Origin of the sequence: Streptomyces sp. CLV115 (assembly GCF_038448545.1) — a bacterium.
GTDB lineage: Bacteria > Actinomycetota > Actinomycetes > Streptomycetales > Streptomycetaceae > Streptomyces > Streptomyces sanglieri.
This window is the reverse complement of record NZ_JBCEWQ010000134.1, coordinates 1-23,849: the sequence shown is the minus strand read 5'-3', so window position 1 is coordinate 23,849 and position 23,849 is coordinate 1. Positions and strand designations below refer to the sequence as shown.

At 70.3% G+C, this 23,849-nt stretch carries 20 protein-coding genes, 1 tRNA gene, 1 pseudogene and 2 CRISPR repeat arrays; of the genes and pseudogenes, 4 read left to right on the top strand and 18 right to left on the bottom strand.

Translation table 11 applies throughout. From position 1 onward, the window contains the following. The first annotated feature begins 465 nt into the window (after positions 1 to 465). Complete coding sequence (locus AADR41_RS32455) at positions 466 to 678, top strand: hypothetical protein (RefSeq protein WP_342285256.1); 213 nt, start codon at positions 466 to 468, stop codon at positions 676 to 678. A gap of 53 nt (positions 679 to 731) precedes the next feature. Here AADR41_RS32455 and AADR41_RS32450 read toward each other — a convergent pair whose 3' ends face one another. From AADR41_RS32450 to AADR41_RS32375, 16 genes are all read right to left on the bottom strand, one after another. Continuing rightward, positions 732 to 1,559 carry a hypothetical protein gene (locus AADR41_RS32450; RefSeq protein WP_342285255.1) on the bottom strand — a complete coding sequence of 276 codons (828 nt, stop codon included), beginning with the start codon at positions 1,557 to 1,559 and terminating at the stop codon, positions 732 to 734. Between the two features lie 67 nt (positions 1,560 to 1,626). Further along, the gene (locus AADR41_RS32445; protein WP_124719989.1) at positions 1,627 to 2,493 is read right to left on the bottom strand and encodes an RNA polymerase sigma factor SigF; all 867 of its coding nucleotides are present in this window, start codon (positions 2,491 to 2,493) and stop codon (positions 1,627 to 1,629) included. Between the two features lie 236 nt (positions 2,494 to 2,729). Further along, a complete protein-coding gene (locus AADR41_RS32440; RefSeq protein WP_124719990.1) occupies positions 2,730 to 3,575 on the bottom strand; it encodes an RNA polymerase sigma factor SigF in 846 nt (281 codons plus the stop codon). A gap of 257 nt (positions 3,576 to 3,832) precedes the next feature. Next, on the bottom strand, positions 3,833 to 4,126 hold the full coding sequence (locus AADR41_RS32435; RefSeq protein ID WP_342285254.1) for a Dabb family protein: 294 nt from the start codon (positions 4,124 to 4,126) through the stop codon (positions 3,833 to 3,835). Positions 4,127 to 4,135: 9 nt separating this feature from the next. Then, complete coding sequence (locus AADR41_RS32430; protein WP_342285261.1) at positions 4,136 to 4,369, bottom strand: hypothetical protein; 234 nt, start codon at positions 4,367 to 4,369, stop codon at positions 4,136 to 4,138. Positions 4,370 to 4,970: 601 nt separating this feature from the next. Beyond that, positions 4,971 to 5,488: direct repeats of the CRISPR family, unit length 29 nt; unit sequence GGGACCAACCCCGCGCACGCGGGGACGAC. Between the two features lie 162 nt (positions 5,489 to 5,650). Continuing rightward, entirely contained in the window at positions 5,651 to 6,013 is a 363-nt protein-coding gene (gene cas2e, locus AADR41_RS32425; RefSeq protein WP_342285252.1) for a type I-E CRISPR-associated endoribonuclease Cas2e, read from the bottom strand. Next, positions 6,010 to 6,969 (bottom strand): type I-E CRISPR-associated endonuclease Cas1e, encoded by a 960-nt coding sequence (gene cas1e, locus AADR41_RS32420; RefSeq protein WP_342285251.1) that lies wholly within the window; start codon positions 6,967 to 6,969, stop codon positions 6,010 to 6,012. The genes cas2e and cas1e overlap by 4 nt, the downstream gene beginning before the upstream one ends. Next, a complete protein-coding gene (cas6e, locus tag AADR41_RS32415) occupies positions 6,966 to 7,694 on the bottom strand; it encodes a type I-E CRISPR-associated protein Cas6/Cse3/CasE (RefSeq protein WP_342285250.1) in 729 nt (242 codons plus the stop codon). The genes cas1e and cas6e overlap by 4 nt, the downstream gene beginning before the upstream one ends. Further along, positions 7,694 to 8,458 (bottom strand): type I-E CRISPR-associated protein Cas5/CasD, encoded by a 765-nt coding sequence (gene cas5e, locus AADR41_RS32410; RefSeq protein WP_342285248.1) that lies wholly within the window; start codon positions 8,456 to 8,458, stop codon positions 7,694 to 7,696. The genes cas6e and cas5e overlap by 1 nt, the downstream gene beginning before the upstream one ends. Continuing rightward, the gene (gene cas7e / locus AADR41_RS32405; RefSeq protein ID WP_342285247.1) at positions 8,455 to 9,735 is read right to left on the bottom strand and encodes a type I-E CRISPR-associated protein Cas7/Cse4/CasC; all 1,281 of its coding nucleotides are present in this window, start codon (positions 9,733 to 9,735) and stop codon (positions 8,455 to 8,457) included. The genes cas5e and cas7e overlap by 4 nt, the downstream gene beginning before the upstream one ends. Before the next feature lie 105 nt (positions 9,736 to 9,840). Further along, the gene (casB, locus tag AADR41_RS32400; RefSeq protein ID WP_342285246.1) at positions 9,841 to 10,599 is read right to left on the bottom strand and encodes a type I-E CRISPR-associated protein Cse2/CasB; all 759 of its coding nucleotides are present in this window, start codon (positions 10,597 to 10,599) and stop codon (positions 9,841 to 9,843) included. Continuing rightward, on the bottom strand, positions 10,596 to 15,269 hold the full coding sequence (casA, locus tag AADR41_RS32395) for a type I-E CRISPR-associated protein Cse1/CasA (RefSeq protein ID WP_446751144.1): 4,674 nt from the start codon (positions 15,267 to 15,269) through the stop codon (positions 10,596 to 10,598). The genes casB and casA overlap by 4 nt, the downstream gene beginning before the upstream one ends. A 176-nt stretch (positions 15,270 to 15,445) precedes the next feature. Then, positions 15,446 to 18,206: a CRISPR direct-repeat array (repeat unit 29 nt; unit sequence GGGACCAACCCCGCATGCGCGGGGACCAC). A gap of 205 nt (positions 18,207 to 18,411) precedes the next feature. After that, positions 18,412 to 18,499: transfer RNA gene (locus AADR41_RS32390), tRNA-Ser, on the bottom strand. Positions 18,500 to 18,544: 45 nt separating this feature from the next. Continuing rightward, positions 18,545 to 18,997 (bottom strand): tRNA adenosine(34) deaminase TadA, encoded by a 453-nt coding sequence (gene tadA / locus AADR41_RS32385; protein ID WP_342285260.1) that lies wholly within the window; start codon positions 18,995 to 18,997, stop codon positions 18,545 to 18,547. A gap of 57 nt (positions 18,998 to 19,054) precedes the next feature. After that, the gene (locus tag AADR41_RS32380) at positions 19,055 to 19,633 is read right to left on the bottom strand and encodes a tRNA adenosine deaminase-associated protein (protein ID WP_342285259.1); all 579 of its coding nucleotides are present in this window, start codon (positions 19,631 to 19,633) and stop codon (positions 19,055 to 19,057) included. A gap of 207 nt (positions 19,634 to 19,840) precedes the next feature. Further along, positions 19,841 to 20,077 carry a hypothetical protein gene (locus AADR41_RS32375; RefSeq protein ID WP_342285258.1) on the bottom strand — a complete coding sequence of 79 codons (237 nt, stop codon included), beginning with the start codon at positions 20,075 to 20,077 and terminating at the stop codon, positions 19,841 to 19,843. A 103-nt stretch (positions 20,078 to 20,180) separates the two neighbouring features. Between AADR41_RS32375 and upp the strand changes: the two genes are divergently transcribed. Both upp and AADR41_RS32365 read left to right on the top strand, forming a co-directional pair. Then, entirely contained in the window at positions 20,181 to 20,816 is a 636-nt protein-coding gene (gene upp / locus AADR41_RS32370; protein WP_342285244.1) for a uracil phosphoribosyltransferase, read from the top strand. A 48-nt stretch (positions 20,817 to 20,864) separates the two neighbouring features. Further along, positions 20,865 to 21,053: pseudogene (locus AADR41_RS32365) on the top strand (hypothetical protein); the annotation flags it as partial. A gap of 90 nt (positions 21,054 to 21,143) precedes the next feature. On the opposite strand, the gene AADR41_RS32360 reads toward AADR41_RS32365, so the two are convergent. Both AADR41_RS32360 and AADR41_RS32355 read right to left on the bottom strand, forming a co-directional pair. Then, complete coding sequence (locus AADR41_RS32360; RefSeq protein WP_342285257.1) at positions 21,144 to 21,737, bottom strand: LytR C-terminal domain-containing protein; 594 nt, start codon at positions 21,735 to 21,737, stop codon at positions 21,144 to 21,146. Positions 21,738 to 21,965: 228 nt separating this feature from the next. Beyond that, positions 21,966 to 22,262, bottom strand: coding sequence for a type II toxin-antitoxin system VapB family antitoxin (locus AADR41_RS32355; protein ID WP_072488263.1), 297 nt, complete (start codon positions 22,260 to 22,262; stop codon positions 21,966 to 21,968). A gap of 102 nt (positions 22,263 to 22,364) precedes the next feature. On the opposite strand from AADR41_RS32355, the gene AADR41_RS32350 reads away from it, so the two are divergent. Continuing rightward, positions 22,365 to 23,849, top strand: a 1,485-nt coding sequence (locus AADR41_RS32350; protein WP_342285243.1) for a helicase HerA-like domain-containing protein, incomplete at its 3' end; no start/stop codon positions are given.

Below are 23,849 nucleotides of genomic sequence, written 5' to 3'. Positions count from 1 at the left end.
GGTGAGTGCTTGGAGGGGGGCGGCGAGTATCCGGAGTGGGGGCGACGAGTGTCCGGAGCGCCGTCGGCAGATCCCGCCCGGGAGGCAGGTGGCATGCCAAGTCCCGTACGTATGGCCAGAGTTGCTGATGAGCCTCCGCCCTGAACCCCGCAAGTGCCCTGTAGGGGCCCCGGATCCACACCCGCGTACGCACCGGACATGCACCCACATGCACACCACACACGCCACCGGGCGCGCACCCGCATACGCCACCGGGCGCGCACCCGCATACGCCACCGCGCTCGCACCCGCATACGCACCGGGCACGCACCCGGGCGCGCACCGGCATCCGCCTCCCTGGCGGCCCGCCGACCCCACCCGCCGCAGCCCGCCGACCACTTTCTCGCCGTTCCCGCGCCCCCGGCCTCGGCCCTTCGCCGACCCGGGGGTTGGGCCGCAACGCCGAGTTCGCTAGGGTCCTGGCACATGGCACACAACCCCCACGCCCCGCAGGGCCCCGAGGGCAACCACGACCCGGCCGGCAGCACCCAGATGTTCCGCGCCTTCGTCGACGAGGGCGAGCCGCAGCGTCGGCAGCAGCCGGCCGCCACCTCGTCCGGACCGCGTGTCGGGGTGATCGCCGCCGTCGTCGTGGTGATCGTCGCCCTCGGCGCGGTCGCCTGGCTCGCCCTCCGCTAGGGCCTCTCGAACCTGTCCGGGGCCTGTCCGGCACCGCACACTTCCATCCGTCACTACTTCAATACGGCGGTGACGTCCCGGGTCTCGACATGCATGCCCAGGGGCACCCGCCAGGCGTCCACACAGACGGTGTACGTCTCCGTCCGCGCCGCTCCCGCGTCGATCGGCGCGGGCAGCGGCCCGGTCGACTCGACGGTCGCCCAGTCGACCCCCAGCGCACCGATGATGTGCGTGGCGAAGGTGACGGTCCCCGACCGCGCCGGTGATCCTCCGGTGTTCCGGAACTCCACGGTCACCTTCTCGCACCAGCGCTTGTCGGCCGCGGCCCGCACCGGTTCGCCCACCGCCAGGACGGCGGGCCCGGTGGTCGGCCCGGATCCGGGCGCGGAGGGCGTCGAAGGCGCCGAGGGTTCGGACGACCCCCCTCCGGACCCCGTACCGTTCCCGTTCCCGTTCTCACTGCCACTGCCGCCGGTACCGTGCGCTCCCGACGATCCGGACGATCGTCCCGGTCCGGGCGACCGGGACGCGCCACCGGCCGTGGCGCCCCCGTCCCCGTGAGACCCGCCGGCGCGGGACGAGGCCTCCGGTGAGGCTCCACGGCCGCCGGAGCGGCCATCGCCGCTTCCGCCGCTCCCGCCACCGCTGCCGTCGCCCTTGCCGTCCCGGTCCAGCGGGACCAGCGTCACCTTCCCCGATGGCGGGACCGCCCCCGTCGGCGTTCTCCCGGAATCCGTTCCCGCCGCGCCGAGCGCCACGTAGCCCTCGTCCGTCGTACCTCCGCCGCAGGCGGCCAGCACGCCACCCAGACACAGCGCGGCCGCCGAGGCGGCGATCACGGTGCCCCGGCGGCCGTTCGATCCGAGCATCTGACGTCGCATCGCGCCAGTGTGGCTGACGGTCCGTCAAATCGGAACCCTTGTGCTCCGGTACGGGAGTCCACGGCGGTCAGTCTGCGATGAGCCCTTCCCTGAGCTGCGCGAGCGTACGGGTCAGCAGGCGCGAGACGTGCATCTGCGAGATGCCGACCTCCTCGCCGATCTGCGACTGGGTCATGTTGGCGAAGAACCGCAGCATGATGATCTGGCGCTCGCGCGGCGGGAGCTTGGCCAGCAGCGGCTTGAGCGATTCGCGGTACTCGACGCCTTCCAGAGCCGAGTCCTCGTAGCCGAGCCGGTCCACGAGGGAGCCCTCGCCGCCGTCGTCCTCGGGTGAGGGAGAGTCCAGCGAGGAGGCGGTGTACGCGTTGCCGACGGCCAGACCGTCGACCACGTCCTCCTCGGAGACCCCGAGCGCCTTGGCCAGCTCGGGCACGGTCGGCGAGCGGTCGAGCTTCTGCGCGAGCTCGTCGCTGGTCTTGGTGAGCGCGAGCCGCAGCTCCTGGAGCCGGCGCGGGACGCGCACCGACCACGAGGTGTCGCGGAAGAAGCGCTTGATCTCCCCGACGACGGTCGGCATCGCGAAGGTCGGGAACTCGACGCCCCGCTCGCAGTCGAACCGGTCGATCGCCTTGATCAGGCCGATCGTGCCGACCTGGACGATGTCCTCCATCGGCTCGTTGCGGCTGCGGAAGCGTGCCGCGGCGTAACGCACCAGTGGGAGGTTGAGCTCGATGAGTGTGTCCCGTACGTAGGCACGCTCCGGGCTGTCCGTTCCATCGGGACCGGGTGCCGGCCCCAGCGCGGCGAGGCGCAGGAACAGGGAGCGGGACAGAGTGCGGGTGTCGATGGCTTCCGACGAGCTGGTGAGCACAACGGGTGCGGGTTCGCTCTTCGTGAGTGTGAGCACCTTCGAGCTGCCCTGTTCTGCGGACATGCCACCCCCTTGAGGTCGCGGACGGTCGCGTTGAGCCGCGACCATCGGAGGAACGCAGCCTCCACCTGAATACCGGAGGCGAGGCCACGGCAAACGCGGTTCCCGCAGAATGTCACATGTCGGCAACACGCTGTAGTGACATGTCGACAAGTCTTTGTGACGTCTGCGCAGTTAGCGGGGGGTGTGGGCCATTTGGGGCGCTGGAAACGGGACTTCTGTGCCTCTACCCGATCCGGTTAGGCCTCGATCCTGTTTGCGGATCGCAGTCGGGCGAAGCTGCGGGCCAACAGTCTTGACACATGCATCTGTGAGACACCCAGCTCGGCACTGATCTGGGACTGCGTCAGGTTGCTGTAGTAGCGCAGCAGAAGGATGCGCTGTTCACGCTCGGGCAGTTGTACGAGCAGATGCCGGACGAGGTCGCGGTGCTCGACCCCGGCGAGGGCCGGGTCCTCGTAGCCGAGCCGGTCCAGCAGCCCGGGCAGCCCGTCGCCCTCCTGGGCGGCCTCCAGTGAGGTCGCGTGGTAGGAGCGCCCGGCCTCGATGCAGGCGAGCACCTCGTCCTCGGAGATCCTCAGCCGCTCGGCGATCTCCGCGGTGGTGGGCGAGCGGCCGTGAGCGGTCGTCAGGTCCTCGGTGGCGCCGGTGACCTGGACCCACAGCTCGTGCAGGCGCCGGGGGACGTGGACGGTCCGTACGTTGTCCCGGAAGTACCGCTTGATCTCCCCGACGACGGTGGGCATCGCGAAGGTCGGGAACTGGACACCGCGTTCGGGGTCGAACCGGTCGATGGCGTTGATCAGGCCGATCGTGCCGACCTGGACGACGTCCTCCATCGGCTCGTTGCGGCTGCGGAACCGCGCCGCGGCGTAACGCACCAGCGGAAGGTTCGCCTCGATGAGGGCCGCCCGGACCCGGCCGTGCTCGGGGGTCCCCGCCTCCAGGTTCTTGAGCTGGCCGAAGAGCACCTGGGTGAGCGCCCGGGTGTCCGCGCCGCGGGTCCTGGCGGGCGTCGTCGTACTGTCGGGCGCCTCGGTCTGGACGGACTGGGGAGGCACTTGAGGCGCTGTACTGGCCGGCACGATGAGGCCACCCCTTTGCGGTCAACTTCGGTCAACTCATCCGTCAAAAGCGGTCATAGCATCACAAGACATGTCCACTGTGTGCAAGCACCGTATAGCGTCGTGTTGGGTTCAACTTGGTTTAAACACCAAAAAAGCCCCTCACCGCATCGGTGAGGGGCCAGGTGGCGGTCCGGATCGAACCTGATTCCGGATCAACTGGAGCACCCGGATCGATCAGATCGATCAGATCAACCGGATCAAACAGATCGGACAGATCAGAACGGATAGTCGGCGATCACCCAGGTGGCGAACTCACGCCACTGCCCGGCGGCGGCCTGGTGCGCGGGGTGCTCGATGTACCGCTTCAGGGCGTCCTGGTCGGCGACCGCGGAGTTGATGGCGAAGTCGTACGCGATCGGCCGGTCGGTGATGTTCCAGGCGCACTCCCAGAACGCGAGCTCGGGAATCTGCCCCTCCAGCTCCTGGAAGGCCTCCGCCCCGGCGACGACCCGCGGGTCGTCCCGCTCGACGCCGTCGTTCAGCTTGAACAGGACCAGATGGCGGATCACGGTGTACTCCTACTTCACGAGCTCGGACATGAAGTCTCCGACGCCCTGTGCGGCACTCGAAACGCCCTCGAACCCTACCTGGACGAGGTCCGCGGCCCGCTCCGGGGAGGTGATGATCGTGTACGCCACGAAGACGAATATCACGTAGAGAACTATCTTCTTCGCTTGCACCACAGCCCCCGCCTCGCCTTCGATCCTCTGTTTCGATCTCCTGTGCAGTCGGGCGATTCTATCCGCACGCATGACCGCATCCCCCGAAGGTTCCCGACTACTCACGCGCCTTTTAAGGACCAAGGACCCCACGATCGAGGCCCTTTGCCGACCCGCACGGCCCCTGCGAGGGAGCAGCATGGAGGCGAGCCCGGCGGATGAGGCAGGAGTCCGAAGGGCTCGGAACGGGCCCCACTGTGGGGTCCTCACCGCGGGTCACCCCCCTGACCGCGACGAGGACCGGCGGGCCCTGTTCCCACCGGGGGAAGCGGCTTGTCCCCCCGATGCCGCTTCCCCCGACCCGAGCGCGAATGCTCTGTGACCCCGGCACGACAACCGTCGCGCCGGGGCCACAGGCATGCTCACGACAGGCCCTGCGACCCTGACCTCGCCGCGGGCGGTCCCCGCAGATGCGGGGAACGGATTCATGAGGCCCCGGAGAAGCTCCGTCTGGGGACCAGCCCCGCGCACGCGGGGACGACCTCCAGCTCCAGGCGATCGGCGCCGGCGGCTGGGGACCAACCCCGCGCACGCGGGGACGACGTCTACTCCGGATTCGCGCTGATCTGCCGCCTGGGACCAACCCCCGCACGCGGGGACGACTACTCGGGCAATTTTGAGGAGCAGCTCGGCCAGGGACCAACCCCGCGCACGCGGGGACGACCGGCGCCGCTGTGGGAGGACTCCGACATAGAGGGGACCAACCCCGCGCACGCGGGGACGACTCCCGTGTCCCGTCGCCGTACGGCCTGGTCATGGGACCAACCCCGCGCACGCGGGGACGACCGCGTCACGTACAAGGTGAAGGGCCTGCCGAAGGGACCAACCCCGCGCACGCGGGGACGACTTCCCGGCCGGGATGGAGTTCTGCCGGTCGCCGGGACCAACCCCGCGCACGCGGGGACGACATCATGAACGGGAAGGACGCGACCCGGGTCGGGGGACCAACCCCGCACACGCGGGGACGACACCGGTCGGGTTCTCCATTCCATTCCGGGTCGGGGACCAACCCCGCACACGCGGGGACGACTGGGGGGCTTGGATGGGGGTGTGGGTTCCGAAGGGACCAACCCCGCACACGCGGGGACGACGGCAAGCGCACCCCCGACCCCATCAAGGTCCGGGGACCAACCCCGCACACGCGGGGACGACAGCAACTGACCTGGGAGTTTATATGGGCAGGAGGTTGTTTTTGCTTAGTTCTTTCGATCCCGGCAAAGTGCCTCTTTCATCTCTTTTCGGATGAACGAAGCGTGCCGTCCCACTCCGTCTACGTCCCGTCATCGCACCGCGTCGACCAGATTCCACGATGCGCTACCTGCCGCCGTATCGTCTCCGCTTCGCGGCCTTGCTCCAGCCCTGGCGAGGGACGTCGGACGGCCCCCGTGCGGCGCGTGGTGCCGCTGGGTTCGGGCGGCGGATCAGGGTGAGGCCCTCGTGGTCGGTCGGGTGCCAGGCGTGGTCGTGGGTTTCGAAGGTGTAGCCCTGTTCGTTGTTCGACTGGTAGGCGAGCAACGCCCTGCCCTGGTCCGCGTATAGGCGGACCTCGTTCCAGAGGGCCTCCCGGATGCGTGCCGACGGTGCGCCCAGGAAGACGCCGGGTGAGATTTCCAGCAGCCAGCGCGTGAGAAACCCCCGCAGGCCGACGGGGCAGTTGGTGAGAACGATGACGGTCACCAGACGATCTCGTCCCCGTGGTTGCGGCCGCTCTCCACATGGCGGTCACCGTCGGACTGGAGGGTGACCCGGTCCTGCGGCGCGCCGTTCGCCTCCGCTGTGTCGCGAGTGCCGTCGTAGCCGAGCAGTTCCTTGATGTCCCGGACGCAGCGGTCGAGGAGGCCGGTCCGGGCGATGCGGTCCCGGAGCATTCGGCGGGTCCGCGTCGCCACGTCCTCCGCGCCCTCGGCCGCCGCGTCGAACGCGACGGGGATCGCGATCTCCGTCCGGTAGAAGTCCGCCACGTCCATGACGAACGACCGCTCGTGTCCGGAGTGCACGAATCCCAGGCCCGGGGAACAGCCGAGGGCCGCGACCACGGAGTGGGAGACCCCGTACATGCACTGGGCGGCGGCCGTGATGGCCTGGTTGGGTGCGTCTCCGGCCGAGAAGTCGTCCCGGTTGTACTCGCGCCGGCGCCAGGGCACGCCCGTGCGTAACGACTCCCGCTTGTAGCAGTCCCTCAGACGGCTGCCTTCCATGCCGAGCAGGTCCTGCCGGGTACGGCCCGCGGTGTCCTCGCCAGGGAAGCGCAGGCGGTACATGGCACGCGCCACATCCAGCCGGGTGCGCCGGTTCGCCCATGCGGTGGCCTGCGCCTCGATCAGGCCCGAAGAGCGCGTCAGCGCCCGCCCACCCGCGTAATACCTCACACCGTGCTCGCCCACCCAGGCCACACCGGCGCCGGATTCACCGAGGAGGGCCATCGCCTGGTGGGTGACGCGGGTTCCAGGACCGAGCAGCAGCGTGCCGATGGTGGCGGACGGGATGTGCGTGATGCCGTCCGCGTCCTCCGCCGTGATCGCGTTGGAGTCCCGGTGCACGGTGCAGCGCTCCAGGTAGACGAACGAGAGACGGTCCCCGACCCGGGTGAGTTCGCGTGGCGAGGAGGCTCCCCTGCGGCCGACCGTGCTCATGCCGTCTCCCGCGCTACCGGAGCCAGGGTCATCAGGCCGCAGCCGTACGCCTTCGCCTTGCCCAGGCCGTGGGTGAGCGTGCGGCGGAAGAGCGCCGCGTCGGTGATGCGCAGGCGGCCGTCGAAGGTGACCCTCGTGAGCTGCACGTCATTCTTGCCCGTCTTCGCCGGGGGACGGCGGAACCTCATCGGGACCTGGTCGCGGACGAGCAGTTCGTACTCGTCGCCCTCCGGCAGCAGCCGACGTTCCACCGGCTTCTCGACGACCTCGAAACCGGCCGGCTCCTGCCGCTTCAGCAGCCATTCCATCTGGTGACGGGGCGTCCTGTGCGCGGCCCGCTTGGTCCGCTCACCCTCCTTGACGTACTCGTGGCGGATGTTGTGCACGGGGTTGGCGGTGAGCCTGAACCCCCAGGTGTCGCCTGGATGGAGAGCGGCGAGGAAGTCCTCGTACGCGAATGTCGTCCACCCCGGTTCGTCCGAGGCGGGCCAGCCCGCCTGCTCGACCAGTCCGGACAGGTCGGGGCGGGTGGGGCTGACGATGTACAGGAGCGTCTCGGAGGTTCCGTTGCGGTCCACCCGCCACAGCACCCGGGGGCCGGTCCCCTCCCTGGACGGGGGCGTGGGGAAGGACATGTTCACCGCTCCGTGCATGCGGTGCGGCGAACCGAGCAGCTGCCGGGCATCGGAGCGTCCGGTGTTCACACGGAATCGGGTGAGGTACATCAGGCGGTCCTCGGTGTGACGGGCGCGACGGGTGTGACGGGTGTGACGGGTGTGAGCAGGGCGGTGGGCTCGTGGGGCGGGGGCGGGGATGACGGCTGCGGCGCCCCGGTCGCTCCGGGCACGGGAATCCGGAGCGTCCGGATCCCGCGCAGCCCGTACCGTCGGTGCCGCGGATCGAAGCTCATCGGGAGGTCGCGCAGCGTGAGGTCCGGCCGGACCTCGGGCGGGCTGTCCAGCAGCAGATCCAGACGGACCGTGCCGGATGCCTCAAGGCGCCTTCGGACCCGTGCGGACGCCTCCCACTCCGCCTCGCGCAGTGCCTGTTCCAGGTCCTTGTCCAGCGGTTCCCCAATCGTGATCGGCTCCGCGGGCGGGCAGGAGCGGCGCCCCAGGTACGGCAGGAAGACGGGCTCCAGCAGCGCCTCGTACAGCCGCTGCACGAGCGCCGCCTCGCCGCTCACGCCCGCCACGAACACGGCGTCCGCCAGGTAGAAGCGCTCCGACAGCGGCATCGCCTTGAGCGTGTCGCTGTGGTGCGCCGTCTGGAAGTCCCGCAGCCGGGTGCCCGGCTGGTCGATACGGACGCCGAACTCCAGCGCCGCCAGGTCTGAGAGGTCGGCGTCCCGCCTGAGCCCCTGGGCCGCGGCGAGGAGTCCGAGCACTCCGCTCTTCGTCGGTGCGTTCTCCGTGGTGCGGCGGACGAAGCGGGCCGCGGAACCCCAGGACTGCAGGGGACCGGCGAGCCGCATCAGCAGCACGCTCATGCCCCGGACCCCGAAGCGGCGACGTCCGAAGCCGCCCCGCCCCGACCGGCGGCAGCCGTCTCCGGAGCCAGCCGGGCGACCACGGTGTCCCCCACGGCGGTCAGCAGCTCGGGCAGGTTCACCTCGGCGCCCAGCCCGTCGAGCGCGCTCGTCTCGTCGCCGACCCGCAGCACCCAGCTGTGCCTGGTGCCCTGCCCGTCCCCGGCGAGTCCGTACCGGGCTTCCAGCTCCGGTACGAACGTGGCGAGCTGCTTGCAGGCACCCCGGAGGAACCCGCCGTTCTCCCCTGGCGGGACCGGCTGTTCAAAGGCTCCGACGTAACTGATCGGCCGCCGGGAACGGACCTTGACGATCACTACGGACGGCAGCGTCTGGTTGCCGAAGGTGTTGATCTTCCCGGTCGGGAGCGAGGTGATGAAGCCTTCGAGGAATGTGGTCACCGCGCGCCGAGTGGCTTCGGCCGGCTGCTTCTCGTCGTCCCCGCCGGAACCCAGATTCTCCTGGAGGCGGTTCACGTCGACCGCCGCGTACCGGTAGAGGGTCGCGGAGTTGAACTCGACGGTGCCGATCATCCCGGCGCCCGGCTCGGCGTCCGTGTTCCTGTCGTCGACCGCCGTGTAGTAGTCCGACTCGACCTCCACCGGGTGCACGCTCAGGGCATGGGCGACCTGCACGGCCGCGTCCACGTTCAGATCGGCCGAATCCGCGACCATGCGCCCGAACAGCGCGATGTCCACAGAGTGTTCGGTGTCGACGGCCTGCTTGGCCCGGTCCCGGTTCGCCTTGACCTTCAGGAAGTCCTTGAGCGCCTTGACGTCACCGCCCTTGCCGCCCTCGACCGCCAGTGCGGCGAGCGCGCTGAACTGCCGGTCGCTCAGGAACATGAGGTAACCGGATTCCCCGGCCAGGTCCTCGGCATCGGCATTGGCGTCGGCGTCCTTGCTCTTGCGCTTGGGCACGGAGAGCTTCGAACCCGTCGCCGTGGAGATCGTCTCGGCGGCCAACTCCAGCGCGGCGGCGCGTGTCAGCGACGCATCGAGCATCTGGACGCGCCCCGCGAGCTCCTCGGCGACCTTCTTCGTTCGGATACCCAGCTCCGACTTGTCGAGCAGTTCGTCGAACGCCTTGCGCGTGGCCCGCTTCCACGCCTGGCTGGACACCCGGGAGCGCCGCACACCGCCGTACGTCGCCGACTTCGGCGCCCCCGTGTCGTCCCGGTTCAGATTGCTCGGAGGGACGGTCTGGAGGATGTGGATGTCAAGAATCGTCCTGGTCACGTGCTTTCAAGTCCTCTGCTCGGTGGGGCGGTGCGTGAAGTGGAAGGCGGTGCGGCGAGGTGCGGTGTGGTGCGGTGAGGAAGGGAGAGAGAGCGGCTGCGGGAGTCACTCTCCGGCCGCGTACCCGCCGTACGTGCTGTCTTCGTCCGCACCCAGCGTCGGGTCGATCACGTCGCCCTTCTCGGAGTCCGGAGCCTTCCCCCTCCCGGTACGAGGAGCGGACGCAGCCAGGTGGAACTCGCGCCCCCACTCGCGCTGCACGCCGGCGCGTGCGCTCCGGTCCTGCCACCGGTAGAGCTGACCGGCCAGGCGCGCGTAGTCGAGGGGCGGGGGCTCGGGCACGGTGCGCAGGAGCGTAACGATCTCTCTGAGCCGCACGGCGACGGACTGGAACGACTCGGCCGTACCGACACGGACCAGGCGCTTGCGCAGCGTGGACTCTTCCTCGTCCGCGCTCTCCGTATTCTTCGACCGGATCAGCGCACGGACCGCACCGCCGAGATCCTTCCCTCTGACGTGGGTGTTCTGGTCACGACGGGACTGCTGGTGCAGCGCCCACAGTGTCGAGGCGAGGAAGACCGCCTCCTCGGCGTCCTCCCGGTGGCCGGAGTCCGATTTCCTTCTCGGCATCAGCTCGGCAAGTTTTTCCAGGGCGTCGATTCCCCACAGCTCCGGGATCTCGTGCGCTCTCCTGCCCGCGCCGCGCCGCAACTGGGCCAGCTCCGCCACCGCTGCCGGATCGTCCTTGGCGTACTGGAACTGGAGCCGTGCGATGTACGTGTGCGTCGCCTGCTCGACCAGTTCGCGGACCGGGGGTTCGTCGTTGCCGCCGACGTGACCGGCTGGTTTCGAGGTGGTGCTCATACGGTTCCTTCCGGTCCTGCCGGGCTGTTGTCGTCGGGTCGGGGGCCGTCGGCGGGAGGTACGGGGCGCGGCTTGGGCAGGACCTTGTTGATCCGCGTCCGGAACCACAGGTCCGCCCGTGAACTGTCGATCCAGCGCTTGCCGACCCCGGGCAGCTCCACCACGCGTCCTTCCGCCGCCGCCCGTCCCGCGCCGTCGAGCAGCTCGCGGCCGAGGGCGAGAACGATCCGGCGGACGTCGGCCTGCCACGCGGTGCGGGCGGCGTCCGGGGCCGCGTTCTCCCCGAGGCTCACCACCCAGTGCCGATACGGCCCGTCGAGCGCGCCGAACCCCAGATCACGTGCGGTGTCCGCGGCCGGGCCGGGCGGCGCCCCCGTCGCGCGGGCGAGATTCCCCGCCAGGTGCCCCAGCGCGGCCACCGCCCGCTCCGCGTCCGCGACCGCGTCCACGGCCGCCGCGCCGTGCAGCGGACGGTGCTCGTGCAACAGCACGACCGGCAGAGTGATGCCGTCGTCCACCACCTCGTCCACCACGGACTGCTGCGTCCCGTACACCGCCCCGACGAGCCGGGTCCGGAACAGCGACTTCTCCGGCAGAACGCCCTCGCTCGGATCAAAGAGCATGGCCAGCCACCGCACCACCCCGGACGGCTTGCTCTCGTCCGCACCTCGGCCGGCTGCTCCGCTGTCCGACTCCTGCGGGTACAACAGACTCGCCAGGCCACGCCAGGCAGCCCGGGCCGGATCGTGCTGACGCGGTAGATAGATCAGCGGGCGGCCCAGCTTCTTCTCCTGCGGCCGGCTGCGCCGCCACCCGGTCATGGGCTCCGCCTTCCACCGGTTGGTGGGCGCGAGCGGATCGCCGTAACCGAGCACGACGCCCGTGACGTCATCGCCCTCGGTGTGCAGGAGCAGCCGTCGGGACTGCCAGGTGTAGAGGTCGCGCGGACCGGCGGGCCGGGGGACGGACGGATCGTCCTCCAGGACCCCGGGGCCGGGCGGAATCTCGCGGCGCCAGACCGGCAGGTCCGCGGCCGGGTCCGCCATGAACTCCACGATGTCTTCCCCGGTCGGGACCAGGTTCAGCAACAGCGTCTCGCGCAGCGTGTACCCCTCGGCGTGGACTCCACCGAGCCCGCCCGCCCATCCGACGCCCTGCGGGTAGACCTTCCCGCCCTTGGCCCGGTCGTCGCCCTCCATCCCGGACTTGATGCCGGACGAGTCGTAGGCGTGGGTGTGCACCAGCCACCGGGCCGCCTCGGCGAGGCTCAGCCGGCCGACGCCCGGCCGGCGCATCGAGAAGAACGCCTCCCCGTTCGGCACGTCGGCGACGATCCGGTTCAGCGAGGCGACCTCGTGCTTCGCCGTGTGCAGTCCGGCGACCTGGAAGAACGGGCGCTCGGGGTGGAGCAGGTCGAAGCGCTCACGGTGCCGGTCGAGGTAGTCCGCGACGACGGCGAAGGACTTCTCGTCGTGCCACAGCTCCTCCCAGTCCTCCAGTACCTCGACGGCCCCGGACTTCCCGCCTTTGGACTTTCCGTCCTTCGCCTCGTCGAACGCGTCGTACAGGATCGCGAGCAGCAGCCGCAGCAGGGCGAACTCCTGGGTGGGCAGATCGCCCACCAGCCGCCGCAGCGTGTGGGCCTGCGCGAAGACATCCGTCAGCGACAACTCGTCCGTCGTGCCGTCGTCGCGCTGCACGGGCAGCCAGGGCCGGGAGACCAGGTCGAAGGAGGGCGCCATCGGTTCAAGCCCCTTCTTTCCGCTTGTTCTGCGCGTGCCGACGGAGCCCACCCGGAGTCCGTCATCGGCGCTGTAGTGGATTTCCAAGCCTGACAGGCGGGTCTGACAACGCTCGTCGAGCACGAGCAGCAACTCGCCTGCCAACCAGGGGCATTCCTTCACCTGCCAGGCCGGAACGACGAACTGCTCCAGCTCGGAAATGGTCCGGTCAATGACGCCCGGATGTGTCAGGGAACGCGGCAGCGTCAGCGCACTCGCGGCGACCGCCTCGGCGGCGTGGCGAACCGGAGGTGCGTGCTCCGGTAGATCCAGCCCGCCGCGTCCGCCGTCGAGCCAGCCCACCGTGGTCAGCCGGCCGTCGTCCCGCCGCTGGACGACGAGCACCTCCAGGGTCTCCTCGCTGTCCCGCACCTGGGCCCGCCCGGTACGGCTGTCGTCGGCGTCGCCCGCATTGCCGTCCAGCCAACCGATCACCGGCCGCCCGGCCCGCCGTACCGGAGCGAGCCGGAACGCGTCCGCGCGCACCCGCTTCTCCGCGAGGCGCTTCAGGTAGTCCCGTCGGGCGCCGTCCAGCGCGGAAGCCCAATGCTCGGCTCCGGCCGGCCGGTCGTCGTAGGCGGCCTGCACCAGCGGACTGATGTGGTCCGGCAGCACCAGCGGGGCACCGTCGAGATGCGGGCCGAGCACCGCGAGCGACCGGAGCAGTGTGTGCCGCCCCTGGTACACGGCGAGTGAGCCGCGTACGGGTACGGGCGGATCGGCCGCCCAGTCCTCCACGCCCGTCACCAGACAGCGGGCCTTTGCCAGGAGTGTTGGACGGGTACGGGGATGCCGGTGGAGCCGCCCCATGCGCTGGAGCATCAGGTCCACGGGCGCCAGGTCGGTGACCAGGAGGTCGAAGTCGATGTCGAGCGACTGCTCGACGACCTGGCTGGCCACGACTATGTGCGGCCCGCCGGGTCGGTCGCCGCCGGGCCCGAACCGTTCGCGCAGGTCCGTGTCCTTACGGGCCCGGTCTGCGGCGAGGAACCGGGAGTGGGCGACGGTCACGGCCTCCGTTCCGAAGCGCTCCCGCAGGCATGCGGCGGCCTCCAGTACCCGGTCGACGGTGTTGCGTACGACCAGCGCGCATCCCCCGTCCCGCAACTCGTGCCCCAGCCGCTCCGCGAGCACCGGAAGGTCGTCGTCGAGCCGTTCCACCGACACTTCGGTACGCCGCCCCGAGGCGGGCTCGGGCCGGGCGGTACGGACGATGCCCCCGGGTCCGACGCCGGTGATCAACGGGTAGGCGTCGTCCGGAAGATGCAGCGCTTCGGCCAGTTCGGCCGACTCCTCCCCGGCGTACGCGGCGGCCAACTCCCGCCGCCTGGATGCCGGAAGGGTCGCCGAGAGCATCACCACCGGCACCCGGTAGGCGGACAGCCACTCCAGGACCCGGTCGAGGTACGTATTCATGTACGCGTCGTAGGCGTGCACTTCGTCGATGACGACGACTTTGCCCGCGACGGCCAGATGCCGCAGCGCCAGGTGCCGGCTCTTGAGCCCGGCGAAGAGCACCTGGTCGATGGTGCCCACGGCGAAGGACGCGAGCAGCGCCTTCTTGCGCCCGCGCAGCCACTGGTGGGCGTGGAGTCCGGCCGGGTGGGCGGGATCGGCCGCCCCGGGACCGGACATCTCCTCGCAGCCGTCCAGTTCGACGGCTGCGATCGTACGGTTTCCCGCCTTCGTCATCCCGGCCCACACCTCGTTGAGGGCGGCTTTGGCATGGGCGAGTACGACGGACAGCGGGCCGTCCGAGGGCAGCCGCTCCAGCCAGCTCAGCAGCCGGGGGAACATCGCGTCGCCGGTGGCCCGGGTCGGCAACGCGACCAGACAACCACCCGCTCCGGTACGGGCCGCCAGGATCTCCGCCGCGGCGAACGCCGCCTCGGTCTTGCCCTCGCCCATCGGCGCCTCGATGATCAGCAGCCCGGCGGCGGGCATGTTCCGGGCCATCCGTACGGCCTCCTCCTGCACGGGCCTGATCCGGGCGCCTTCCGGCAGCTCGAATCGGTCCCGGAACAACTCCTCCGCGCCCTGCTCCGGCACTTCCGGCCGCCACGGTCCCGGCAGATCCAGCCCGGCCCAGGCGGCTTCGAGCCGCCGGACCTCCCCGTCCTTGCCTCCCGCCGACGACCAGGACGCGGGATCGTAAGGAAACAGCTCGGACGAGCTGGCGATCCAGTCGGAGACGATCACGACCGCCGTCAGCACGACTTGGACGGTCTGCGGCAGACGCACGGCCTGCCACTGGTCCAGCCGCTCCGCCACCCCGGCCCGCCGCGCACACGCGTCCAGCAACTCGTACTGCACCGAACGCCAGACGTCCTCGCTGTCCCCCTGGGTGCGCAACAGCCGGGGATGCAGCCCGAGAGCACGGATCTGCTGGTGATCCGGAGGCGTCCCGTGATGCCCACCTGCCACAATCGCGAACTGTCCCGAGGCCCGCCCGCTCCAGCCGAACCGCTCGGCCAGCCACTCCTGAATGATCAGCTGCCCGGCCAGCCCGTGCGGTGCCATCCGGCGGTCCTCGCCGAACTGCTTCTGGTCCGGCATATCGAGCCCGGCCCGCCGCATCCGGTGGGCAAGCCCCTCCACCTGGCAGGCGAAGGCGGGCGTCGCTTTGCCGATGTCGTGCACACAAGCCAGATACACAGCAAGCCGCCGAGCATCCGCCGCACCCCCGGGCAGCGCCTCGGCAACGAGCGCCTTCACGCTCTCCGGCACCCACGCATCCCACAGCCGCCCGGCGACGGCGGCACTGTCCGCCATGTGTCGCCACAGAGGGAGCCACTCCTCGGTCGCCCGGTCGTGCTTACCCCAGGTGGTGCGTGCCGCAGGGGACAACTCTTGGTAGGCCGTGGGAACTTCGGGGTGGGCGTGGTGCATGGGTGTATTTGACATGGGTGGGTGGCGTTCATGTGTCGGATTCTGAAAGAGATCTGTAGTGAGCGTTTTCGACTGAATGAAGCCACTCAGTGATCGGCTCTTTGAGTCGATGGTTTCGGGTAACCCCGCGTGCGCGGGGACCACCGATCCGGCAAGACCATTGCGAGCCTGCTCGCGGGACCAACCCCGCACGCGCGGGGACCACACGGCACACCTCTTGCACTCCGGACCAACCCCGCATGCGCGGGGACCACCCATCGGTGGCCAGAGACAGCCAGGTGATCTCAGGACCAACCCCGCATGCGCGGGGACCACCGCCTGATGGAGCGGGAGAACTGGAACCCCCAGGGACCAACCCCGCACGCGCGGGGACCACTCACGCCGCGGCCCCGTACGGGGGGTGGCCAGGGGACCAACCCCGCACGCGCGGGGACCACTCCTGCGAGTTATTCGCGACAGTCGCGCGACAGGGACCAACCCCGCACGCGCGGGGACCACCCGCCGCTTGATCGGCCGGATGAGCCCCTCGCGGGACCAACCCCGCACGCGCGGGGACCACCAGCACAGGCATTTCTTGAGAGATCTCAAGAAGGGACCAACCCCGCACGCGCGGGGACCACACGACCTGGTCGCCGGGCTGGACGCGCAGCCAGGGACCAACCCCGCACGCGCGGGGACCACATGAGGGTGTGCGACGGATCGAAGGTGATCGGGGGACCAACCCCGCACGCGCGGGGACCACTGTGGGGCCCGGGGTCTCCGGGCCCCACCCCAGGGACCAACCCCGCACGCGCGGGGACCACCCGACCCGGGCGTTTCGACGGCGGCGGGTCCGGGGACCAACCCCGCACGCGCGGGGACCACTGGTCGAGGTCGAGGCACACGATGCCGTCGCCGGGACCAACCCCGCACGCGCGGGGACCACGGCCCGACCACACAGGCGGGCTCGATCTACCCGGGACCAACCCCGCACGCGCGGGGACCACACCGGGATCGTCACCGCAGCCGCGTCCCGCTGGGGACCAACCCCGCACGCGCGGGGACCACTACACGGAGGAGCAGGCCGCAGAGGTCCACCGGGGACCAACCCCGCACGCGCGGGGACCACAGCACGACGTACAGGCGCCATCGGCCGCCGCGGGGACCAACCCCGCATGCGCGGGGACCACCCAAGGGTGACGGGCACCGGAGCGCCCCCGGCGGGACCAACCCCGCATGCGCGGGGACCACGGCGACGGGGAAGAGGAGTGGCAATACCCGCCGGGACCAACCCCGCATGCGCGGGGACCACCCGCCGACCTCCGTGCCGCTGACCGCCCGGGAGGGACCAACCCCGCATGCGCGGGGACCACACCTTGGCTTCCATGAACTGCCGCATGTAGGGGGGACCAACCCCGCATGCGCGGGGACCACAGGAGCCTCTCCCGGTCGGCGCGGCGCACCGAGGGACCAACCCCGCATGCGCGGGGACCACTCGCCCACGTCCGCACCGAACACGTTGGCGTAGGGACCAACCCCGCATGCGCGGGGACCACATAGCGCAGATCAAGAAAGTCTCCGTCACGCCGGGACCAACCCCGCATGCGCGGGGACCACTCGCCCACGTCCGCACCGAACACGTTGGCGTAGGGACCAACCCCGCATGCGCGGGGACCACATAGCGCAGATCAAGAAAGTCTCCGTCACGCCGGGACCAACCCCGCATGCGCGGGGACCACCGAAATGGGCGCCGGACTCCTCGACCAGAAGGGGACCAACCCCGCATGCGCGGGGACCACAGGAGGGCCGCACGTGGCTGATCCGCGATGAGGGGACCAACCCCGCATGCGCGGGGACCACGAGCTGAAAGGATCTGCGTACTCCAGCCCTTTGGGACCAACCCCGCATGCGCGGGGACCACCATGACGACCGTGTGGGCACTGCGGACAGTCAGGGACCAACCCCGCATGCGCGGGGACCACGCGTGATCAGGCGCCGGTAGCCGTATTCCAGAGGGACCAACCCCGCATGCGCGGGGACCACACGGGGCTCTGGTCGTAAATGCGGAGCCAGTCGGGACCAACCCCGCATGCGCGGGGACCACCCCCTTCCTGGTCGTCATCAACATGCACGACCCGGACCAACCCCGCATGCGCGGGGACCACAAAGGGCTTGAGCAGCATCCCGGGCGAGGTGCGGGACCAACCCCGCATGCGCGGGGACCACATATCGGCATCTACATAGGGAATGACACATTCGGGACCAACCCCGCATGCGCGGGGACCACATATCGGCATCTACATAGGGAATGACACATTCGGGACCAACCCCGCATGCGCGGGGACCACGTAGGACGCCCGGTGGCCGCAGACCTCGCGGAGGGACCAACCCCGCATGCGCGGGGACCACGCGGTGGGTCTCGTGATTGCCGCGCCGATCCAGGGACCAACCCCGCATGCGCGGGGACCACAGGACCTGGTCGACGGTCCAGGGCCCGGTGTGGGGACCAACCCCGCATGCGCGGGGACCACACTTCACTCGGGACACCTCCTTTGGCTGGTCAGGGACCAACCCCGCATGCGCGGGGACCACAGGTTGCCGCCGGGCAGCAGGTCGGCGCCCCAGGGACCAACCCCGCATGCGCGGGGACCACACAATCCGTTCCTCCCGCAGACCTCTCGGACCGGGACCAACCCCGCATGCGCGGGGACCACACCGGGTCCGCGATCGCCTCGCTCGGAGCAAGGGGACCAACCCCGCATGCGCGGGGACCACGCCGAAATGCCCTGGGTCCGCCTCGACGACAGGGGACCAACCCCGCATGCGCGGGGACCACGGCCGGCTCGGCTGCGATCGGATCGGCCACCGGGGACCAACCCCGCATGCGCGGGGACCACAGCTGGGCCGCGTTCAGGTTGAGTCGGATGTGGGGACCAACCCCGCATGCGCGGGGACCACAGTTCCTGACCTGCTGGTTTATGGCAGGGGGAGCCTGTTTTTACTTACTTCTTGAGATTCGGACATTTCGTCACACGCTCGACTCGACCAGTTGTGTCTGAGTCCCGCCCGGGGATCAAGAGCCGACGTCGGCTCCGGCGTGGCCGGCCCGATGATGCGCGAACGCCCTCCCGGCCTGCGTTTCCGCTGGTCGGGAGGGCGTCGATGGCGGTAGCGGAGGGATTTGAACCCTCGGTGAGTTTCCCCACACTCGCTTTCGAGGCGAGCTCCTTCGGCCGCTCGGACACGCTACCGAGAGAGAGCTTAGACCATCCCCCGCCGTGTACAGAAATCGGTTCTCAGGAGGTGCGGAATGAGGTGCGGAATGAGGTGCGGAAGAAGGATGTCAGGAGGCTCGCGCACTCGTCCTCCAGGACGCCCTGGATGACCTCGGGGCGGTGGTTGAGGCGGCGGTCTCGTACGACGTCCCAGAGGGAGCCCGCCGCGCCCGCCTTCTCGTCGCGGGCGCCGTAGACCACCCGGTCCACGCGGGACTGGACCAGGGCGCCCGCGCACATCGTGCAGGGCTCCAGGGTGACCACCAGGGTGCAGCCGGTCAGCCGCCACCGGCCGAGGGCGACGGCTGCCCTGCGGACGGCCAGGACCTCCGCGTGCGCGGTCGGGTCGTTGGTCGCCTCGCGTTCGTTGTGGCCCGTGGCGAGCAGGGCGCCGTCCGGGCCGAGCACGACGGCGCCGACCGGCACATCGCCGGCCCGCGCCGCCAGATCGGCCTCGGCCAGGGCGCGGCGCATGTGCGCCCGCCACGGGTCTCTCACAGGGTCGTGCGGTGGTTCGCTCACCCGCGGACCCTAGCGGACGGTCTCCAGGACCTCGGCCGCGCCGAGCGCGTCCGCGATCTCCACCAGTGCGTCCGTGCGCAGCATCAGCAGCTCGGCCTCGGGGAGCCCGAGATCGGCCAGGACCCGGGTGTCGCCGAGCGGGCCCGCCGGCACGGCGTCGGCGTCGAAGCCGTCGTCATCGTCATCGTTGTCGTCGGTGTCTGTGTCGGTGGTGTCGTTGTCGGGGGTGGTGTCCGGGTCGCCGTCCTCCGTGCCGTCGAGGCCGACGAGCTCTTCGAGGGCGGCGATCGTGTCCTCGGCCCCGGGTTCGCGGCCGAGCAGTTCGTCGGTGAGCAGGATCTCTCCGTACGAGGAACGGGCGGCGGCGGTGGCGTCCGACACGAAGATTCGGGGGTCGTCCTCACCGTCCACCCGGACGACGCCGAACCAGGCGTCCTCCTGTTCGATGAAGACCAGCACCGTGTCCTCGTCCACCGAGGCTTCACGGGCCAGATCCGTCAGGTCGGACAGGGTCTCCACATCGTCGAGTTCCGTGTCGCTCGCTTCCCACCCGTCTTCGGTGCGCGCGAGCAGTGCGGCGAAGTACACCGTGACTCTCCCACTGGTCATAGGGGTGCAGGTCCGGCGGGAGGGCAGTCGGTGGTCCGGCTGTCCTGGGTCCCGCCCATCGGAATCGTGGCAGAAACGAGGGCTTTGCGAGAGGAGTTCGGCCGTTGAGTCGGCCATCAGTTCTGCCGGACGCCGCCACCAGGGGGATGCCGGACACCGATATCGGGGATGCCGGACGGCCGCCGGCTACCAGCGGAAGGTGCGCATGCGCATGGCCTGGCGCATCCGGGCCGCCCTGGCACGGCGCGGCTGCACCCGGTCGCGGAGGGCCTTCGCCTCGTGGAGCTCGCGCAGGAACTGGGCGCGCCGCCTGCGGCGTGCCGCGTCGGTCTCCTCCGGGTCCTGCCGGCCCCGGGCGTCCCCCGGGGCCGGCGCGTCCGGCGCATCCGGCTGGTCCCGCTTCCGCTTTTCCCCGTCCGGCATCGGCTCATCACCCCAAGGCTGGGTCGGCATGCCCCCACCTTCCCCCCGAACATGCGGTTGATGCCAGCGCACGGGTGCGGGAGGCACGGTTACTGTTGAACCCATGCGGATCCACGTCGTCGACCACCCACTGGTCGCGCACAAACTCACCACCCTGCGCGACAGGCGCACCGACTCCCCGACCTTCCGGCGGCTCGCCGACGAGCTGGTCACCCTGCTCGCGTACGAGGCCACCCGGGACGTGCGCACCGAGCAGGTCGACATCGAGACCCCGGTCACGCCCACGACCGGGGTGAAGCTGTCGCACCCGCGGCCGCTGGTCGTGCCGATCCTGCGGGCCGGTCTCGGCATGCTCGACGGCATGGTGCGGCTGCTGCCGACCGCCGAAGTGGGCTTCCTGGGCATGATCCGCAACGAGGAGACGCTCCAGGCGGAGACGTACGCGACGCGGATGCCGGAGGACCTCTCGGGTCGCCAGGTGTACGTCCTGGACCCGATGCTGGCCACCGGCGGCACGCTGGTCGCGGCCATCCAGGAGCTGATCAAGCGCGGCGCGGACGACGTCACCGCGGTCGTGCTGCTCGCGGCGCCCGAGGGCGTCGAGGTGATGGAGCGCGAGCTGGCCGGTACGCCGGTCACCGTGGTCACCGCCTCGGTCGACGAGCGGCTCAACGAGAACGGCTACATCGTTCCGGGCCTCGGCGACGCGGGCGACCGGATGTACGGCACCGCCGACTAGCCGACCAGCAGGACTCTCCGGCCGGTCGAGGCCGGACCGGTACTACCAGTGCCCCGGTCGGGATTCCGTTTCCCGGCCGGGGCACTGTGCGATCGGTCTCCGGATCCGGCGGAGGGAGGCCGGGGCGCGAGCCCGCGGTGCGGGTCCGGGACGGCAGGGGCGAGGCGCACGTTCTGCGTGCCCTGCCGTGACCTCATGCACCACACGCACCCCAACTGCGGCGGTGAACCCGTGGCGCGCCCTCTCCGTCGGCCGCAGGGGCTTGGCCCCGCACCTTCACCCGGACGAGGGGTGCCCGAACACCCGGACGAGGGGTGCCCGAAGCCGTCAGCAGGACGGTGCGGGAGCCGGCTTCGTCAGGGCGGCGAGGGCGGCGGCCGCGGACTGAGGCGTGCTGAACGTCTTGAACTTCGTACCGAGAATCAGATCGACGTCCGCCGTCCTGCGGGCGTCGGTCTTCGGCGTGGCGCCCACCAACTGCGTGCCGAGGACCGGGAACGAGCCGTTCGTGGCGGACGGGGCGCCCAGCAGCACCCCGGGGCCGGGGACCTTCTTGTCGTACGCGGCCGGGGCGTTACCCACCTTGCCGATGGCGAAGCCGCGCTTCTTCAGCTCGTCGGCCGCCTTCTTGGCGAGGCCGCTGCGCGGTGTCGCGTTGTAGACGTTGACGGTGATCTTCGCGGGCTTCGGCAGCGCCTTCGCGGGCGCGGACGGCCTGGCGGTGGGGCAGTCCGTCTTGTGGTCCGCGGCGCTGGCCTCCCGGTCGCCGCCGGTGAAGACGTCGATGAGCTGCATCGTGCCCCATCCGGCCAGCCCTAGGGCGACCACGGAGGCGGTGGCAGCGAGGATCAGTTTGCCGCGGCGCCGGGGGCGGCGCATCCGGGGGTACTTGTCGCCCGTGATGCGGTACTTTCCGCCCATGCCGGGGGGAGTGAGCATGCTCATGGGCGCAGCGTAGTGCGGCCCGGTGATGATGCCTACTAAATGATCAATGGATCGCACCCGTCCGGGTGTGAAAGCACCCGAACGAACCCCGGTGCGGCCCGAAGGCCGCGCAAGGTCTCGTCGGTACCGGCAGTGCTGCCGGTGCTGCCGGGTATTGCCGGCAGTACCCGGTCCGTGGACGGTCCACGGACGGGCCCGCTTCGGTCAGCCGAGTTCGAGCACGCGGGCGTGGAGAACCTGGCGCTGCTGAAGCGCGGCACGGACCGCTCGGTGCAGCCCGTCCTCCAGGTAGAGGTCGCCCTGCCACTTCACGACGTGCGCGAACAGGTCGCCGTAGAACGTCGAATCCTCGGCGAGGAGGGTTTCGAGATCCAGGTTGCCCTTGGTGGTCACCAGCTGATCGAGGCGGACCGGGCGCGGCGCGACATCCGCCCACTGCCGGGTGCTTTCCCGGCCGTGGTCGGGATAAGGCCGCCCATTTCCGATGCGCTTGAAGATCACACGGAAAGCCTACCGGGCAAGAGCCTCCGGGCGCAGCCACGGGTCCGTACTGCGATGCTGACAAGAACGCCACAAAAGCAGGCATTTCGGAATGGGGTCCTGATGGGCGACAGCGAGAGTACGGCCGAAAATGCCGGTGCGCTGCCGGAACCCGCGCGGGAGATCGCCGCCGGCTACGCCGTTTCCGGGGCCGCCCTCGATCTGGGCGCGCTGCTCTGGGACGGCACCTGCCTGCCGGACGCGCAGATCCGCATTCCGCCGGCGATGCTCAACCGGCACGGACTCGTCGCGGGCGCCACCGGGACCGGGAAGACGAAGACCCTCCAGCTGATCGCCGAGCAGCTCTCCCAGGGCGGTGTTCCCGTCTTTCTCGCTGACATCAAGGGCGACGTCTCGGGCATCGCTGTCCCCGGCACACCGGGCGACCGGGTCGCCGAACGGGCCGGGCAGGTGGGGCAGGAGTGGCGGGCCGAGGGCTTCCCGTGCGAGTTCTACGCGCTCGGCGGCATCGGCCCCGGCATCCCGCTGCGCGCGACGGTCACCAGCTTCGGCCCCGTACTCCTGTCCAAGGTGCTGGAGCTCAACCAGACGCAGGAACAGTCGCTCGGCCTGATCTTCCACTACGCCGACTCCAAGGGGCTGGAGTTGGTGGACCTCAAGGATCTGCGGGCCGTTGTCGCGTTCCTCGTGTCGGACACCGGAAAGGCCGAACTCAAGGGGATCGGCGGTCTCTCCACGGCCACCGCGGGGGTGATCCTGCGGTCGCTCACCGCCTTCGAGCAGCAGGGCGCGGGCGACTTCTTCGGCGAACCGGAGTTCGACACGGCCGAGTTGCTGCGGCAGGCGCCGGACGGGCGGGGGCTCGTGTCCGTACTGGAACTGGCGGCGGTGCAGGACAGGCCCCAGCTCTTCTCCACCTTCCTGATGTGGCTGCTCGCCGACCTCTTCCACGATCTGCCGGAGGTCGGCGACCTCGACCGGCCGAAGCTCGTCTTCTTCTTCGACGAGGCGCACCTGCTCTTCGACGGGGCCTCGAAGGCGTTCCTGGAATCGATCACCCGGACCGTGCGGCTGATCCGTTCCAAGGGCATCGGCATCTTCTTTGTCACGCAGACGCCCCGCGACGTGCCGGCGGAGGTGCTGGCGCAGCTCGGGAACCGGGTTCAGCACGCGTTGCGCGCCTTTACCCCGGACGATGCGAAGGCGTTGCGGTCGACGGTGAAGACATTCCCCCATTCGCCGTACGACCTGGAGGCGCTGTTGACGCAGCTGGGCATCGGCGAGGCCGTGATCACGGTGCTGAGCGAGAACGGCGCGCCGACACCGGTCGCCGCGACCCGGCTGCGGGCGCCGAGGTCGCTGATGGGGCCGTGTCCGGCGGCGGAACTTGACGCGGCCGTGAAGGGATCCGCGCTTTACGCGAGATATGCGCAGGCGGTGGACCGGGAGTCGGCCTACGAGAAGCTGAGCGCCGGTCAGGAGGCGGAGCGGCGGGCCGCCGAGGCGGAGGCGGCGGCCACGGCCGCGAAGGCTGCGGAGGCCGCGGACCGGGCGGCGGTGGAGGAGGCGGTTCGCGGGGAGCGGGGG

Bases quoted from the DNA above. Each gene is read 5' to 3' on its own strand.
- AADR41_RS32455 (WP_342285256.1), top strand. From the start codon at position 466: ATGGCACACAACCCCCACGCCCCGCAGGGCCCCGAGGGCAACCACGAC.
- AADR41_RS32450 (WP_342285255.1), bottom strand. From the start codon at position 1,559: ATGCGACGTCAGATGCTCGGATCGAACGGCCGCCGGGGCACCGTGATC.
- AADR41_RS32445 (WP_124719989.1), bottom strand. From the start codon at position 2,493: ATGTCCGCAGAACAGGGCAGCTCGAAGGTGCTCACACTCACGAAGAGC.
- AADR41_RS32430 (WP_342285261.1), bottom strand. From the start codon at position 4,369: ATGCGTGCGGATAGAATCGCCCGACTGCACAGGAGATCGAAACAGAGG.
- cas1e (WP_342285251.1), bottom strand. From the start codon at position 6,969: ATGAGCACGGTCGGCCGCAGGGGAGCCTCCTCGCCACGCGAACTCACC.
- cas6e (WP_342285250.1), bottom strand. From the start codon at position 7,694: ATGTACCTCACCCGATTCCGTGTGAACACCGGACGCTCCGATGCCCGG.
- cas5e (WP_342285248.1), bottom strand. From the start codon at position 8,458: ATGAGCGTGCTGCTGATGCGGCTCGCCGGTCCCCTGCAGTCCTGGGGT.
- casB (WP_342285246.1), bottom strand. From the start codon at position 10,599: ATGAGCACCACCTCGAAACCAGCCGGTCACGTCGGCGGCAACGACGAA.
- casA (WP_446751144.1), bottom strand. From the start codon at position 15,269: ATGCACCACGCCCACCCCGAAGTTCCCACGGCCTACCAAGAGTTGTCC.
- tadA (WP_342285260.1), bottom strand. From the start codon at position 18,997: ATGCGCCGCGCCCTGGCCGAGGCCGATCTGGCGGCGCGGGCCGGCGAT.
- AADR41_RS32375 (WP_342285258.1), bottom strand. From the start codon at position 20,077: ATGCCGGACGGGGAAAAGCGGAAGCGGGACCAGCCGGATGCGCCGGAC.
- upp (WP_342285244.1), top strand. From the start codon at position 20,181: ATGCGGATCCACGTCGTCGACCACCCACTGGTCGCGCACAAACTCACC.
- AADR41_RS32360 (WP_342285257.1), bottom strand. From the start codon at position 21,737: ATGGGCGGAAAGTACCGCATCACGGGCGACAAGTACCCCCGGATGCGC.